This is a genomic window from Aquirufa salirivi (assembly GCF_045310485.1).
Lineage (GTDB): Bacteria > Bacteroidota > Bacteroidia > Cytophagales > Spirosomataceae > Aquirufa > Aquirufa salirivi.
In genome coordinates this window covers 110667-125183 of record NZ_JBEWZH010000007.1, presented here as the reverse complement: position 1 = coordinate 125183, position 14517 = coordinate 110667, and the positions used below count along the sequence as shown (strand labels likewise).

General features: G+C 38.4%; 16 protein-coding genes. 9 read left to right on the top strand and 7 right to left on the bottom strand.

Annotated features, from left to right (window positions below; translation table 11 throughout):
• Positions 1 to 3: 3 nt before the first annotated feature.
• From U0R11_RS10695 to U0R11_RS10685, 3 genes are read left to right on the top strand one after another with little or no spacing between them, the layout of a single operon-like run.
• Positions 4 to 813, top strand: coding sequence for a glycogen/starch synthase (locus tag U0R11_RS10695; protein ID WP_406751675.1), 810 nt, complete (start codon positions 4 to 6; stop codon positions 811 to 813).
• Positions 725 to 2134 (top strand): DUF4270 family protein, encoded by a 1410-nt coding sequence (locus tag U0R11_RS10690; protein WP_406751725.1) that lies wholly within the window; start codon positions 725 to 727, stop codon positions 2132 to 2134. Before U0R11_RS10695 ends, U0R11_RS10690 begins: the two co-directional genes overlap by 89 nt.
• An 11-nt stretch (positions 2135 to 2145) precedes the next feature.
• Complete coding sequence (locus tag U0R11_RS10685; RefSeq protein WP_406751674.1) at positions 2146 to 2931, top strand: amidohydrolase; 786 nt, start codon at positions 2146 to 2148, stop codon at positions 2929 to 2931.
• On the opposite strand, the gene U0R11_RS10680 is transcribed toward U0R11_RS10685, so the two are convergent.
• The gene (locus tag U0R11_RS10680) at positions 2928 to 3635 is read right to left on the bottom strand and encodes an ABC transporter ATP-binding protein (protein ID WP_406751673.1); all 708 of its coding nucleotides are present in this window, start codon (positions 3633 to 3635) and stop codon (positions 2928 to 2930) included. The genes U0R11_RS10685 and U0R11_RS10680 overlap by 4 nt on opposite strands.
• Positions 3636 to 3725: 90 nt before the next feature.
• Here U0R11_RS10680 and U0R11_RS10675 point away from each other — a divergent pair, with 90 nt between their 5' ends.
• From U0R11_RS10675 to U0R11_RS10665, 3 genes are all read left to right on the top strand, one after another.
• Positions 3726 to 4946: a bifunctional 3,4-dihydroxy-2-butanone-4-phosphate synthase/GTP cyclohydrolase II gene (locus U0R11_RS10675; protein ID WP_406751672.1), complete on the top strand. Its 1221-nt coding sequence runs from the start codon at positions 3726 to 3728 to the stop codon at positions 4944 to 4946.
• Between the two features lie 170 nt (positions 4947 to 5116).
• Positions 5117 to 5311 carry a type II toxin-antitoxin system HicA family toxin gene (locus tag U0R11_RS10670; RefSeq protein WP_406751671.1) on the top strand — a complete coding sequence of 65 codons (195 nt, stop codon included), beginning with the start codon at positions 5117 to 5119 and terminating at the stop codon, positions 5309 to 5311.
• Positions 5312 to 5356: 45 nt separating this feature from the next.
• Positions 5357 to 5764, top strand: a complete 408-nt coding sequence (locus tag U0R11_RS10665; protein ID WP_406751670.1) for a hypothetical protein — start codon at positions 5357 to 5359, stop codon at positions 5762 to 5764.
• Positions 5765 to 5772: 8 nt separating this feature from the next.
• Here U0R11_RS10665 and U0R11_RS10660 read toward each other — a convergent pair whose 3' ends face one another.
• A complete protein-coding gene (locus U0R11_RS10660; RefSeq protein WP_406751669.1) occupies positions 5773 to 6678 on the bottom strand; it encodes a prohibitin family protein in 906 nt (301 codons plus the stop codon).
• A gap of 187 nt (positions 6679 to 6865) precedes the next feature.
• On the opposite strand from U0R11_RS10660, the gene U0R11_RS10655 reads away from it, so the two are divergent.
• From U0R11_RS10655 to kdsA, 3 genes are read left to right on the top strand one after another with little or no spacing between them, the layout of a single operon-like run.
• A complete protein-coding gene (locus tag U0R11_RS10655) occupies positions 6866 to 7594 on the top strand; it encodes an ABC transporter ATP-binding protein (protein ID WP_269002359.1) in 729 nt (242 codons plus the stop codon).
• Position 7595: 1 nt separating this feature from the next.
• Entirely contained in the window at positions 7596 to 8636 is a 1041-nt protein-coding gene (gene murB, locus U0R11_RS10650) for a UDP-N-acetylmuramate dehydrogenase (RefSeq protein ID WP_406751668.1), read from the top strand.
• A 1-nt stretch (position 8637) separates the two neighbouring features.
• Positions 8638 to 9447, top strand: a complete 810-nt coding sequence (kdsA, locus tag U0R11_RS10645) for a 3-deoxy-8-phosphooctulonate synthase (RefSeq protein ID WP_406751667.1) — start codon at positions 8638 to 8640, stop codon at positions 9445 to 9447.
• Here kdsA and U0R11_RS10640 read toward each other — a convergent pair.
• From U0R11_RS10640 to fabF, 5 genes are all read right to left on the bottom strand, one after another.
• On the bottom strand, positions 9442 to 9579 hold the full coding sequence (locus U0R11_RS10640) for a hypothetical protein (RefSeq protein WP_406751666.1): 138 nt from the start codon (positions 9577 to 9579) through the stop codon (positions 9442 to 9444). The genes kdsA and U0R11_RS10640 overlap by 6 nt on opposite strands.
• 186 nt (positions 9580 to 9765) lie before the next feature.
• A complete protein-coding gene (locus tag U0R11_RS10635; protein WP_406751665.1) occupies positions 9766 to 11400 on the bottom strand; it encodes a hypothetical protein in 1635 nt (544 codons plus the stop codon).
• A 66-nt stretch (positions 11401 to 11466) separates the two neighbouring features.
• Positions 11467 to 12408 carry a hypothetical protein gene (locus U0R11_RS10630; protein ID WP_406751664.1) on the bottom strand — a complete coding sequence of 314 codons (942 nt, stop codon included), beginning with the start codon at positions 12406 to 12408 and terminating at the stop codon, positions 11467 to 11469.
• Positions 12409 to 12410: 2 nt separating this feature from the next.
• The gene (gene rnc, locus U0R11_RS10625; RefSeq protein WP_166375338.1) at positions 12411 to 13157 is read right to left on the bottom strand and encodes a ribonuclease III; all 747 of its coding nucleotides are present in this window, start codon (positions 13155 to 13157) and stop codon (positions 12411 to 12413) included.
• A gap of 4 nt (positions 13158 to 13161) precedes the next feature.
• Positions 13162 to 14409, bottom strand: a complete 1248-nt coding sequence (gene fabF / locus U0R11_RS10620; RefSeq protein WP_406751663.1) for a beta-ketoacyl-ACP synthase II — start codon at positions 14407 to 14409, stop codon at positions 13162 to 13164.
• Positions 14410 to 14517: the final 108 nt, after the last annotated feature.

Here is a 14517-nt window from a genome sequence, read left to right as displayed (position 1 = left end):
AGAATGTCCAAATTACGTATTCTTTACGTTTCGAGTGAGGTTGACCCTTTCCTTAACACCTCTAGAATTGCAGACTTCGTTCGTAACCTCCCAACTGCCATGCAGGAGAGGGGAATGGAGATTCGAATCTTGGTTCCAAGATTTGGTTCTATTAATGAGCGCAAAAACCGTTTGCATGAAGTAGTTCGGCTTTCCGGAATCACTATCCCTATGGGTGAGGAAGAAAAACCGTTAACGATTAAGGTCGCTAGTATTCCAGCAGCTAAATTGCAGGTGTATTTTATTGATAATGAAGATTATTTCCAGCGTAAATATGTTTTAAATGACAAAGATGGAGCATTCTATGAGGACAATCATGAGCGTGCCGCATTCTTCTGTAAAGGAGCATTAGAGACCGTGGTTAAGTTAGGCTGGTCTCCAGATGTCGTGCATTGTAATGATTGGATGTCGAGCTTAGTACCCTTGTACATCTCTACTCATTACAAAAACCATCCAATCTTTAAAGATTCAAAAACTATTTTCTCTCCTCACAATTCTGAATTTGATTTTACGTTCTCTAATGAAGATTTGTTAGAAAAAGTGAAATTAGGTGAAATTGAAGACGAAAATTTAACTAGTTTAGCAAATTCAGATTATTCTGCCTTCATTAAAATTGGTGCAGAATATGCCGATAAAGTAGTATCATTAGAAAATGCGGAAAATAGCCGTATCCAATCCATCATTGATGAATTCAAATCAAAAACCTATCAAAATATTGCCGAAAATGATCTCGATTTCTTCGAAAAATTGTATTTGGAAATGGCCGGCAATTAAATGGGTAGGGATTCTTTCCCTTTTCCTTACTTCTTGTGATTTACCCAAAGAAATTGGGTCCGATTTGTTTAGTGTTGAAGTTGGTTTGAACTATACAGATTCATTGAGCATTCAATCGTCAACTGTCTTGATTGATTCGATATACACGAATCAAACGGGTACTTTTTTAGTAGGATCACATCAAGATCCCATTTTGGGGACTATTGCTGCTTCGACATTTACTCAAATAGCCAATGTGGATACTTTGAAAAGTACAGAAGCCTCAATTTTGGATTCATTGAAAATGAATTTAATCTATCAATCTTTTGTGGGTGATACCACTCAGAAGCAAACTGTTTCCATCTATCGTTTGAAGGACAGTGTTAGCCGTGCGGTAGATTATTTCAATACATCTACCTTACCCTATGATCCCACTCCCATTGGATCACACTCTTTTTATCCTCGTCCAATCAAAGCCAAAACGGCTAACGGTGATTCCTTGAAATACGACACCTTGAGCTTTAAAATGAATGCTTCATTTGGAAGAGAGCTGATTGGTAAATATACGGACAAGTCCATTGCAGCCGGTGGTGCAGCCTTTAGAGATTATTTTAAAGGTATGTACATTAAAGCCAGTTCAGCAGGCAAAGCAGCTATTATTGGTTTTACACCAACATATTCAGTCATGACTTTACATTATCATAATCCAAATGATACGGTTAAATATGCAGTGAATTATTATTTTAGCTTATCTACGGCTTTAGTAGCTGAAATTCACGGTCGATTTAATCAATTGAATATTTCACGTTCGGGTGCCTTAGGAAATTTACAAAAACCAGGAGATCAGGTTCCTGCATCACAGACCAATATGGTGACTTATGTTCAATCAGGAACAGGATTAGCGACTAAATTGGAAATCCCTTATTTATTGAATTTGAAAGGGAATAAGAATGTCGCGATCAATAAAGCTGAGTTAGTAATTCCAGCCTCTGATCATTACGAATTAGCTAAAACCCTAGGTTCTTTATCTTTGGTTGAAACGGATGCTAGCAATAGAACACTTAAGAATTCCTATGGTTTACGGTATTTGTTGACCGAAGGAGGAACCGGTATTCAAACAGCTAATTTTGATTCAGGTTCGAAGACTTATAGCTTTAATATTACAACGGCCATTCAAAACATCATTGCAAATAACCGTAAGAATTTCGCCATTTTGGTAACGAGTCCTTTAACGAGTAATTCAGCAGGCTATAGTCGTATTATTGGAGATAATATCCGTTATATACCTTTGAATGCAAGTAAAATTAAATTGAAGGTGTATTATACCTATATTGCGAAGTAATTCACAAATACATGGTTTCCCCGAATAATCAGTTACGGGTAAGTATGGTGCAGACATCTCTTGTATGGGAGAATCCTGCAGCCAATTGTGCTATTTTAGAAGAGAAATTACAGGTTTTACAGGGTAAAACCGATATGGTAGTTTTGCCAGAAATGTTCCTGACAGGTTTTAGTATGAGTGCCGAAGGGGCGGAATTTTCCAAAGGAGCTCAAGTACAATGGATGCAAATGATGGCCAATCGGCTAGATGTATTGTTGGTAGGAAGCCTTAAAATCAAAGAAAATAATCAGTTTTATAATCGATTGTTAGCCGTTTTTCCAGATGGGAAAATCATTGCTTATAATAAGCGGCATTTGTTTCGCATGGGCAACGAGCATCAGTTTTATAGTCCAGGTGAAAAGCAAGGAATTTTAACTTACAAATCGTGGAATATCGCCTTATTTGTTTGTTATGATTTACGTTTTCCTGTTTGGTCAAGAAATGTGCAGATGGCTTATGACGTAGCTATTTATGTAGCAAATTGGCCAGCTGCACGCGCCCATGCTTGGTCTACACTTTTGAAAGCCCGAGCTATTGAAAATTTAGCTTATGTGGTCGGGGTTAATCGAGTAGGTAAAGACGCGAATGACTTAGTTTATCAAGGTGATTCAGTTGTTGTCTCTTTTAAAGGAGAGGAAATAATCCAACTATTGGATGAAGAGGCAATACAAACCACAAGTATCTCCAAGGAATCTTTACAGGAGTTTAGGGATAAATTCCCGGCACATCTTGATGCCGATGCATTTGAATTGAATTAAGCTGTTTTATCCTTAAAGAAAGCAGCCAAGCCTCCCGCATAATTTTGAGCTTCCTGTAGCGAACAATCAGCTACTAAGTTTCCATGACTAATCAGTAAAATTCGATCGCAAATGGATTCCACCTCAGTTAATAGGTGGCTCGAAAACAAAATGGTTTTTCCCTTACTTAATGATTGAATCAATGACCTGATTTCGGCCATTTGATTGGGATCTAAACCACTAGTGGGCTCGTCTAAGATTAGTACGGATGGATGATGAAAGATCGCTTGAGCAAGGCCTACTCGTTGTTGATAGCCCTTAGACAATTCCGATATTTTCTTTTTTTTCTCTTTATCTAATCCCACAAGTTGAATAACCTCTTCGATTCTCTGTTTTCTTTGGATAGCCGAAATCCCATGAATTTTACCGATAAAATCCAGAAATTCCTGCACATACATATCAGGGTAAAGGGGGTTGTTCTCTGCTAGATAGCCTATTTTTTTTTTCAATGCTAAGCTATGGTCTGCTACATTCAGTCCGAGTACTATGGCTTCACCTTGACTTGGTTGAATTAACCCAACCAGCATTTTGATCGTACTTGACTTTCCTGCACCATTGGGCCCAAGAAAACCAATGATTTGACCTTCAGAAGCTTGAAATGAAATCGAATTAACGGCGATTTGTGAACCGTATATTTTAGAAAGATTGGCAACTTCAATCGACATACCTGATAAGGGATAGATTATCTTACAAAGGTAGTAAAATGGGAACTAAATCTGCTTACCTTTGTGTTTTGGTTCATAAAGCTTAAAAACATGCAGGAAGATTCCATTCGTTTGGATCGTATAGAAGATGCGATAGAAGATATTCGACAAGGTAAAATCATCATAGTAGCCGATGATGAGGACCGTGAGAATGAGGGTGATATGATTTGCGCATCAGAAGCAATAACTCCTGAATTAGTCAATTTTATGATTCGTGAAGCACGCGGTTTAATGTGTGTTTCTCTGACGGAAGATCGCTGCGGTGCTTTAGGGCTTGAAATGATGGTCGATAACAATACGACCTCACATGAAACTCCATTCACGGTATCGGTAGATTTATTGGGAAATGGATGCACCACCGGTATTTCCGCTTCTGATCGTGCTAAAACGATTCAAGCTTTGGTCGATCCATTGACTAAACCCAATGATTTAGGTAGACCAGGTCATATATTCCCCTTAAAGAGTAAATCAGAAGGAGTATTACGTCGGACTGGACATACCGAAGCATCGATGGATTTTGCTCGTCTGGCGGGTTTTCAACCTTCTGGCGTGTTGATAGAGGTATTGAATGAAGATGGAAGTATGGCGCGTTTAGCGGATCTTCGTCGGATTGCCGATAAATTTGATTTGAAACTGGTTACCATTAAGGATTTGATTGAATATCGTTTGGATAAGGAATCCTTAATTCAGCGAGAAATTGGAGTCGATATGCCTACGCAATGGGGAAATTTTGACCTGATTGCTTTCAAGCAGAAAAATACGGGTGATACCCATTTAGCTTTGGTGAAAGGAACTTGGGAGAAAGATGAAGCAATTATGGTACGTGTACACAGTTCATGTGTTACGGGAGATATATTTGGCTCTTGTCGATGCGACTGTGGCCCTCAGTTGCACAAAGCCATGGAAATGGTGGAAAAGGAAGGTAAAGGAGTGGTTTTGTATATGTTTCAAGAAGGTAGGGGAATCGGTTTATTGAACAAACTTAAAGCCTATAAACTTCAAGAGATGGGGAGAGATACGGTGGAAGCTAATTTGGAATTAGGTTTTGCGATGGATGAACGGGATTATGGGGTAGGGGCTCAAATTTTGCGAAATTTAGGGGTCAAAAAATTGAGGTTAATTTCCAATAACCCTAAAAAGCGTGCAGGCTTATTAGGTTATGGATTGGAAATTGTGGAATCCATACCTATTGAAATTAATCCCAATCCACACAACCAGCAATATTTACAAACGAAACGAGATAAAATGGGACATTCCATTTTGAGGAAATAATCAACATATTGATATAGAAAGCGCTCCCGTTGGGGAGCGCTTTTTTTTTATCTATTTATCTAATTTATTTGGCTCAATTTTAATCTATCGTTCTATTTTTTATAACATATTTGTTATATATTTGAAAGGTTTAGTTAAAAGATAATCTTGTTTTGATTTTTAATTGAACCATGGCATCCGTTAATGAATTGTTGAAAATATTGAAAAATGATGGTTGGTATTTATATAGAAATGGAGCTAATCATGATTTATACAGGCATCCCATTAAATTGGGTCAACTGGTGATTCCGCGACATGCTAGTAAAGAAATGGCCAATGGAACATGGTTAAGTATTTTAAAAGCAGCAGGTTTGAATAGGAGGTGATTTATATTGATTAAAGAAGCTAAGACTCTCTTAAATTTAAGAATGATGAATTTGCGAATAAAGTTGACGGTCATTGTAGAAAAAACAGGAACGGGTTTTTCTGCCTATGCGAAAGAAATAGATGGAATGGCTACTGTAGGAGATAGCATTAAAGAGTTAAAAGCTAATTTTTTAGAAGTGTTACAATACCATGTTGATTATGAAAATGAAATGGGTAATTCAATACGAATTCAAGATTATTCGTTGAATTATGTATTGGATTTAGAACAGTTTTTCGACTATTTCCATGTAATCAATAAATCTGCATTTGCTGAACACTATGTAGGTATTAATCCAAGCTTATTCAGGCAATATACTAGAAAATTGGCCCCATTGTCGGATAAGAAAATAATTCAAATTTCTCAGGGATTACATAAGCTGGCAGATGAATTGAGCAATATAAGTTTGTCTTAAGTTAAAATTTAATTCCCACCCAAAATTATCGGACTACTTTTTCCATTACCCATGATGATGATTTTGCTATTAGGAGATTTTGCTAATTCTTTTTGAGCCAAAATGGATTCATATTGTAATTGACGGTCGCTTAATCCCGTGGATAAGATACGTTGGTAATCAGCAATTCCTTGGGCTTCAACTCGTTTCCGTTCAGCTTCTTGCTTTTCTTTTTGTAAGACAAATTGCATTTTCTGAGCATCCTGTTCGGCATTGATTTTTGATTCTATACTTTGTTTTACTGAATTGGGCAAAGTGATATTTCGAATTAATAATTGTTCTAAAATGAGTCCGCGGTTTTTAAAATTCGCGTCAATGTCTTTGAAGATACGGTTTTGGAATTCGTTCCTTTTTTTCGAAAACAAACCCACGGCATCATAATAGACTGCATTATCTCTAATTTTGGTTCGAGTAATCGGGCGAACGACTTTATCCTTATAATCTAATCCAATTTGTTTAAATATATTGGGGGCTTCTTGAGAAGATATTTTATACAATACGGTTAAATCAACAATTACTTCCAATCCATCAGCTGTTAGAACTCTGATAGCATCATCCCCTTCCTTGTCGCCTTCATCATGTACACCTGACATGGTATAGTTTTGTGTTTTGGCGTCGAAAATAAAAATGTTCGATAGTGGATTGACAAAGTTTAAACCACTGTTTAATACTTGCGGTTTGACGCTACCAAATAGGCTTTGTACCCCAACTTCCCCTGCTTCAATCTGTTTGACTGTTGAGCTGAACAAGCCTAAAGCAGCCATAGCTATTCCTCCAATTTTAAAGGCTTTGCTGTATTTTGAAAATACCAAATTGGGATTCGCAATGATATTGCCAATAACCAGTAATACAATTCCAACGACGATGAAAAACATAGAAGTATTTTTAGTGTTTAGGTTTGAAATATTCAATGGCTTAAAGTACAAAGAATAGTATCATCAAGCAATCAATTTATGTTATTAGAATTTTATCTGGATTTAGAGGCAAATTTTGGCTTTGAAAATAATTCGGCTAAAAAACTAGACATTCTTCATTTTTGGCAAAATATACCTAATTTTGAGTATGATTGAAATCAAAAACATACACAAAGAGTTTGATGGAAAAGTTGTTTTGGATGGAGTTGATGGCTGCTTCCAAAAGGGCAAAATCAATATGGTGATAGGAGGAAGTGGAACGGGGAAAAGTGTATTGTTGAAGTGTATGATTGGTATTTTGAAACCTGAGCAAGGTAAAGTTTTATACGATGGTCGGGATTTTGTTACGGCATCCAATGATACTATCAAATCTATTCGTAGAGAAATGGGAGTACTTTTTCAAGGAGGAGCTTTATTTGATTCCAAAACGGTCTTAGAAAATGTGCGCTTCCCCTTGGATATTTTGACCCAGCAAAGTTTAGAAGAGAAGAATGAACGCGCATTAATTTGTTTGCAACGGGTGGGTTTGGAGGCGGCAGCTAGTCAAATGCCCTCTGACATTTCAGGAGGAATGAAGAAAAGGGTAGGTATAGCGAGGGCCATTGTGATGAATCCAAAATATTTATTTTGTGATGAGCCCAATTCTGGTCTGGATCCCTTGACAGCCGTTAAAATTGATTTACTGATTCAAGAGATTACTAAAGAGTTTAACATCACGACAGTCGTTATTTCTCACGACATGAATTCCGTTCTTCGAATGGGAGAATATGTGATCTTTTTGAAGGAAGGCAAAAAGCTTTGGGAGGGTAGTAATAAGACTTTGATGAGTACGGAGGTACCAGCTTTACAAGAATTTTTATCTACTAAATTGCATTAATATGCCTTCTTCCATTGCCATACCTAGCGTATTGGAAAACTATTCCCTCCAATCACTCAATACCTTCGGAATTGAGGTCAAGGCAAAGTATTTTGTAGAAATTCGTTCCATAGAGCAATACCACGCATTATTGAATTCTGGTCAGTATGCCCATGTAGCTCATATTTTTTGGGGGGGAGGAAGCAACGTGTTATTAACTCAAGATATAAATGCCTTGGTGGTCAAAGTGGCCATAGAGGGTATTGAAGTCATTAAAGAAGACGATCAACATGTTTGGGTACGAGCTGGTGCTGGAGTCGTTTGGCATGATTTTGTACAATATACTGTGAGCCATCATTGGGCAGGTATTGAAAATTTATCCCTTATTCCCGGTACGGTGGGTGCTGCTCCCATGCAAAATATTGGGGCATATGGCGTCGAAATCAAAGATACATTTGATCATTTACAAGCTTTTCATTTGGACAATCAAAGGTTGGAAACATTTGATGCTGCAGCATGCCAATTTGGATATCGGGAGAGCTATTTCAAACACGAGGGGAAAGGTAAATATGTGATAGCTTATGTATGTTTTAAATTGAACAAAGTAGCAAGTCCAAAGACATCCTATGGTGCAATTCAAGAAGTGTTATTGGCTAAATCCATCACTCAGCCCAGTATTCAAGATGTTTCTGATGCTATTATTGAAATTCGACAAAGCAAATTGCCCGACCCTAAAGACATAGGAAATTCAGGCAGTTTTTTTAAAAATCCAACATTGGACAAGGAGAGTGCCACCGAATTGATTGAGAAATATCCTCAGATTCCGCATTACCCAGTAGCAGGAAGTACGGATATCAAATTTCCGGCGGGTTGGCTGATTGAACAAGCTGGTTGGAAGGGTTTCCGTGAGGGAGACGCTGGTGTACATGCCAAACAAGCTTTGGTTCTAGTCAATTATGGCCATGCTACAGGTCAGCAAATATTGACTTTGTCAGAAAAAATTAAACAATCTATTCTCCGTAAATTTGGTGTAGTACTAGAAACCGAAGTAAACATTTTATAATATGTTATTACCCTATACAACAAGTCAAGATAAAGCACCCTTTTTCTTGATGGCAGGCAGTTGCGCTATTGAAAGCAAAGATTTGGCTTATGAAATTGCTGAAAGAATCAAGCATATCACCGATTCCATGGGTATTCCTTTTATTTTTAAGGGCTCGTATCGTAAGGCAAATCGTACTAAAATTGATTCATTTACAGGTATAGGTGATATCCTAGCCTTAGAGATATTAAAAGAAGTAGGAGCTCATTATCAAGTTCCTACGGTGACAGATATACACGAAAGCACGGAGGCCGCTATGGCTGCCCCCTATGTGGATATATTGCAGATTCCTGCTTTTCTATGTCGTCAAACTGATTTATTAGCAGCGGCCGCACAGACCGGAAAAGCCGTTAATATTAAGAAAGGGCAGTTCATGTCGGGCGCCTCCATGAAATTTGCGGTTGAAAAAGTGAAGTATGAAAACCCCGAGGCTTTGGTTTATTTGACAGATCGAGGGAATTCATTTGGATATGGCGACTTGGTTGTTGATTTTAGAAATTTACCCGAAATGGCTGCTTTTCAGGTTCCAGTTATCATGGATTGTACGCATTCGTTACAAAGACCTAATCAGGGATCTGGAATTACTGGTGGGCAGCCAGCACTCATTGAGACAATTGCCAAAGCAGCGATTGCGGTAGGAGCAGATGGTTTATTCATAGAAACCCATCCTAATCCATCCATAGCTAAATCAGATGGGGCAAATATGTTGCCTCTGGATCAATTGGAAGGTCTTTTGGAAAAATTGATGAAAATCAGAGAAGCCATTTTATAAATTGTTCCAAACTATTTGTAGACTGACATCCGTTTTGTGTGAACCTGTAATTAGGTCTAAACCAGATCCAATTTCATCTCGATCAAAATAATCCATTCTCCCCATTTTGGCGGAAACGTCCAAATGTGTCATGCATTTATATTGAATTACCAAGCATGTTCTTATTCCTTTACCAGAATAAGCGGGTAATGAAAATGAATATGGGAGACTGGGTTCATAAGCATACATTCGACTGTCGTAATCGCTGCTTTGCACAAGTGCTAGTCGGGCTTTTATTTGCCATTTTTGACGCGATACTTGGATATCATTAAGCCACAGTCATCCCCAGTCTTTTTGAGCAGGAGAGTAGATGTACGTGGCCATCAATCGACTATGCCAATTCCATGTCTTACGGATTGTTTTTTTATAATCGGCACTCCATTGCCATTGATGTTTTCTGATCAGATCAAAAAATGGCTTAGGAGCATCTTCTTGTTTGGAAGTCCACTTGATTTGGATGAAGTAATTGTATTGATTTCTTCGATCAAATTGATATCGACTTAAGGCTTCCCATCCCCAAGTATGGGCTTGACTGACCAAATATTTTGGCTCAGGGAATAAAAAGAAATCCACATAGGAAGATATTCGACTTCTTTTAGACCAGCGGTATTGGTTACCTAGAAATATGCCTAGTTCATTTTGGACTTCTGAGTTTTCGCCAAAAGCTTGTGCCTGAGGACTAAAATAGGCGGAAGATTGGTATCTGAATACATAGGAGAAATCGCTAGACTTAGATTGTGCCCAAGCCGCGCCTTGAAGTAAAGCCCAAGATTTTGGACTAGCTATGACCATTTCTACCATCCATTGTGCTTTTTTCCAAGGGAAATTGGCTGATATGGAGCTGTTGATGAGTGTTTGTCCTTGCCATTCGGCTGTCTGATAAGATTTTGCCGAATTTCTTTTTGGAATGGACCATCGACTCCATACGGTGTTTGCCTGGATAGTAAGTGGATTGGTTTTTGCATGCCAACTGATGGAATTTCCCAAACTCCATTCTTGTACTTGGTTCAATTTGTCGACTTCTGTTGGAGTACGGTGTAATCCGCTAGTTATGAGGCTTGTATAGTATTCAATGCCTGCGGAATCGGTTTGAACACTAGCATCCCAATTTCTTTTGGAAGCAAAGCTTTCCATGCTCCATTGTTTCTTTTGAATTCCTAGAAGTATTCCACGATAAAAACCCGATTCCATGCTGGAGCTGTAAGGCAGACCCCCTTGGTGAAATTTTTGAGTGGAAATGATACTTTCATAACTTTTTCCTAGGCTGAATCCCCCTGCTTGAACAAGGCCTTGGCCCCATTGGTTGGTAAAATCTCCAATGATAATTTTATGGAATGTGCTTTTGGGTTTATTCCAATGCACATAAAAACTACTAAAATCAGTCATGGAGCTTTCTCCAGCATCTTTTTGTACTAAGAAACCTAAACCTAATGGCTTACTTATTTGGCCTTTATAGCGATGAAGTTCTGTATAGGGACTATCAAAATAGCGAACTTTGCTTCGTCCATCAGGAGGACTAAATCCTTTTTTTTCTTCCAGGGTAAATTCCAGTCGATGTATCCATAGGTGTTTACTTGATGTTATATTCCAACGGTCAATAGGGCTTGGGCAAAAGATGAAATCTTGAATACGTTTTAGCGTAGGGATGTCCCAATTAGGGATAGCTTGTAATTCCCAAATACTGAGAAATTGGCCAGTTTTATTTCTGAATTCTAGGAAAGATTCAATTTGTGTTGTATTGAGTAAACCTAATAAATACCAATCCGAAGTTTGAGCTTGATTAATATCTATGGGGTTTTGCAAATAATGCTGAAACGTACTTTGTCTAATTTCAGATTCATCCCAAGTTTGGGTATCGTCGACTTGAGCGTGGAGAGAAAATGCGCTTAATAGAATAATGGCTAAGTATTTCACTTTTTTTAAGTGAAAATAGCTAGCTTAATGTTTAAATCTGATCAATTACTTGATGAAGAAAATCACTTAGTTGAATTTTCTACGAATTATTTCATGTAATTCATTCCATGACTCTTCATTGTCCGCTCTTTGGAACTCAGCATAACGATGTTGGATGACCTCTTGCCAAGTATGGCTTTCGGCTACTTTATCAATGAAGTCAATCAGTTGGTTCAAATGATGCCCTTCTCCATCAAAAATGGATTGAATGAATTTAATTTTTTGGTTTAGGCTGATGCTGTTGGCCAAAGTTTCAGTCATTTTGGTTTCCACCAAAGATTTTAGCGAACCATCCGTTCCTTGCAGTTTTTCAAAGACTTTTTCGGAAGTGGAATCAGCGATTACTTCCATGATTTTTCTGCCTGTAGGAGCTTGATCTTTAGGTTCTTCTTGGAAAAAGCTATTGGAATTGGATGAAGGAGTTGGAGAAACTTGAACGTTTTCAATAATGATTTCTGCAACAGGCTTGGCAGTAATGGGCTCATGAACTATTTCTTCTATAATTTCCAACGTAGCCATGCTGGTTTCTATGGCAACAATCTCAGGTTCAGGTGACTCATCTTCAGGAAGATCATCTAAGGATTCGGGAGCTTCAAAATAAACTTCGGCGGTCAACAAGGTATCTGGACTAATTTCTTGAGTTTCAGCACCCAATGCGTTGTATAAATAGTCAGATTGTGCGCTGGAATTATTGATTTCTTGAATCCAATGATTCCATATGTGATTAGGAAGGCTAACTTGTAAAACGAGTGAGCGAGTAATATTATCCCATTTTTCTTGGAATCGATGACTTTGCCAATCAAAACAAGGTAATTGATCTTGAACTCGTTGACTTTGTAATTGCGACAATAGTTCAGATTGCAAAACTTCCAAGGTGGAAGCGGGAATTTCTTGCTGTAAAATATCTTGAAAAGTACTTGATTGACCTTCTTCGGTCCAGTAATGAAGCAAAATATTGGGCGTCGGCATCGTTAATTATTTATTTCCAATTCTTCACAGGCTTTCATAGCAGCTGTTTGTTCTGCTTTTTTCTTGGAGTAGCCTTTACCTTCGGCTACCTTCAGGTTATCAACCAGAACGATGGCTGTAAATTCTTTATTGTGGTGTTGGCCCTCTTCATCCAAGGTAAATACCACTTTTTTCCCTTCTTTCTGAGCCCATTCGATCAAAATGGATTTAAAATTGGGATTATTTTGAACCACAGTTTCTAAGTCGAAATACTGTGTTAAAATCTTTTTGATGATGAATTTTTGGGTAAAGGCAAAACCTTTATCTAGGTAAATCGCTCCAATGAATGCTTCTAAGGCATCTCCATACATGCTAGACCTAGAAAGAATGGTTCTTTTTTGGTTTTCATATTCAATCACCTCGTCTAAGCCTAATTTTCTTCCTAATACATTTAGGGATTCCCGGCTGACCATTCTAGATCTGATTTCGGTTAAGAAACCTTCGTCTTTAAATGGGAATTTTTGGAATAAATAGGTTGCTGTAATCATACCGAGTACAGAGTCCCCTAAAAATTCGAGGCGTTCATTGGATTCCTTGAAAGATTTGGCAATGCTATCCTTGGAGGCAGAAGCATGTAAAAAGGCCAGGCGATAAAGCGACAGGTTAGATGGACTTTCGCCAATCAAATGGGTTACAGATTTCTTTAGAAATTTCTCTCTTTCATTTAGTTGGGTAGGATTCAACCAGCTTAACACCGAGAGAATTTTCATAAGCCTATACTTTTCGGAAAATGACGGTAGCGTTGTGTCCACCAAAACCAAATCCATTGCTTAATGCAATGTCTATTTTTCTAGCTTTACCTTGATTAAGTGTCAAGTCTAGGTGTTGATCAATGGCAGGGTCTAAATCCTTGCAGTTGATGGTTGGAGGGACAAATTGGTGTTGTATCGCAAGGATAGAAGCTACAGCTTCTACTGCACCAGCACCACCTAAGAGGTGGCCGGTCATGGATTTGGTGGAAGAGATGCTCATTTTATAAGCATGGTCACCAAAACAATCTACGATGGCTTTTAATTCTTGTGGGTCACCAATCGGGGTAGAAGTACCGTGCGTATTGATGTAATCCACTTCTTCTGGTTTGATTTGAGCATCTTCTAATGCATCCATCATGGAAAGTAGCGCACCATATCCTTCTGGATGAGGGGCCGTAATATGGTAGGCATCTGAAGAGAATCCACCACCGATTAGCTCGGCATAGATTTTAGCTCCACGTGCTTTGGCGTGTTCGTATTCTTCTAGGATCAATGCGCCTGCACCTTCACCCACTACGAAACCATCACGGTTAACGTCGTAAGGACGAGAAGCAGTAGCAGGGTCATCATTTCTTTCTGACATGGCCCGCATGGCAGTAAAGCCACCTACGGATGCAATGGTCACTGGAGCTTCCGAACCACCTGTCACACAGATATTAATACGACCTGTACGAATGTAGTTGAATGCATCAATGATAGCATTGTTCGCTGATGAACAAGCAGAAACAGTTACGTAGTTTGGACCGCGGAAACCATTTCTGATGGAAATTTGACCTGAACTAGAATCAGCAATCATTTTAGGAATGAAGAAAGGATTGATTTTTGGCGTTCCATCTCCTTTGCCGAAATAAATCATTTCATCTTCAAAGGTTTTTAAACCACCAATACCCGATCCCCAGATGACACCGACTTTGTTTTTATTGATTGCTTCCATATCAAATCCAGCATCCTTGATGGCTTCATCGGAAGCGACAATGGCATACTGGGTGAATGGGTCCATTTTACGTGCCTCTTGACGTGGAATGAACTCTTCAACACTAAAATTCTTAAGTTCACAGGCAAAACGAGTTCTGAATTTTTCAGCGTCAAATTTGGTGATAAGTCCGCATCCACTTTTTCCGGTAGATAGACCTTCCCAATATTCACTTACTGTATTTCCAATAGGGGTAAGGGCTCCTAAACCCGTTACTACAACTCGTTTTAACTCCATAATTATCCTGGTATTTTAGGTTGGAAAAATAAAAAATGTCAATTCGTAAGGGTATTTTTCTAAGGAACTAGGTTCCTGAGTCATTACCAATTACCAATTGACATCATT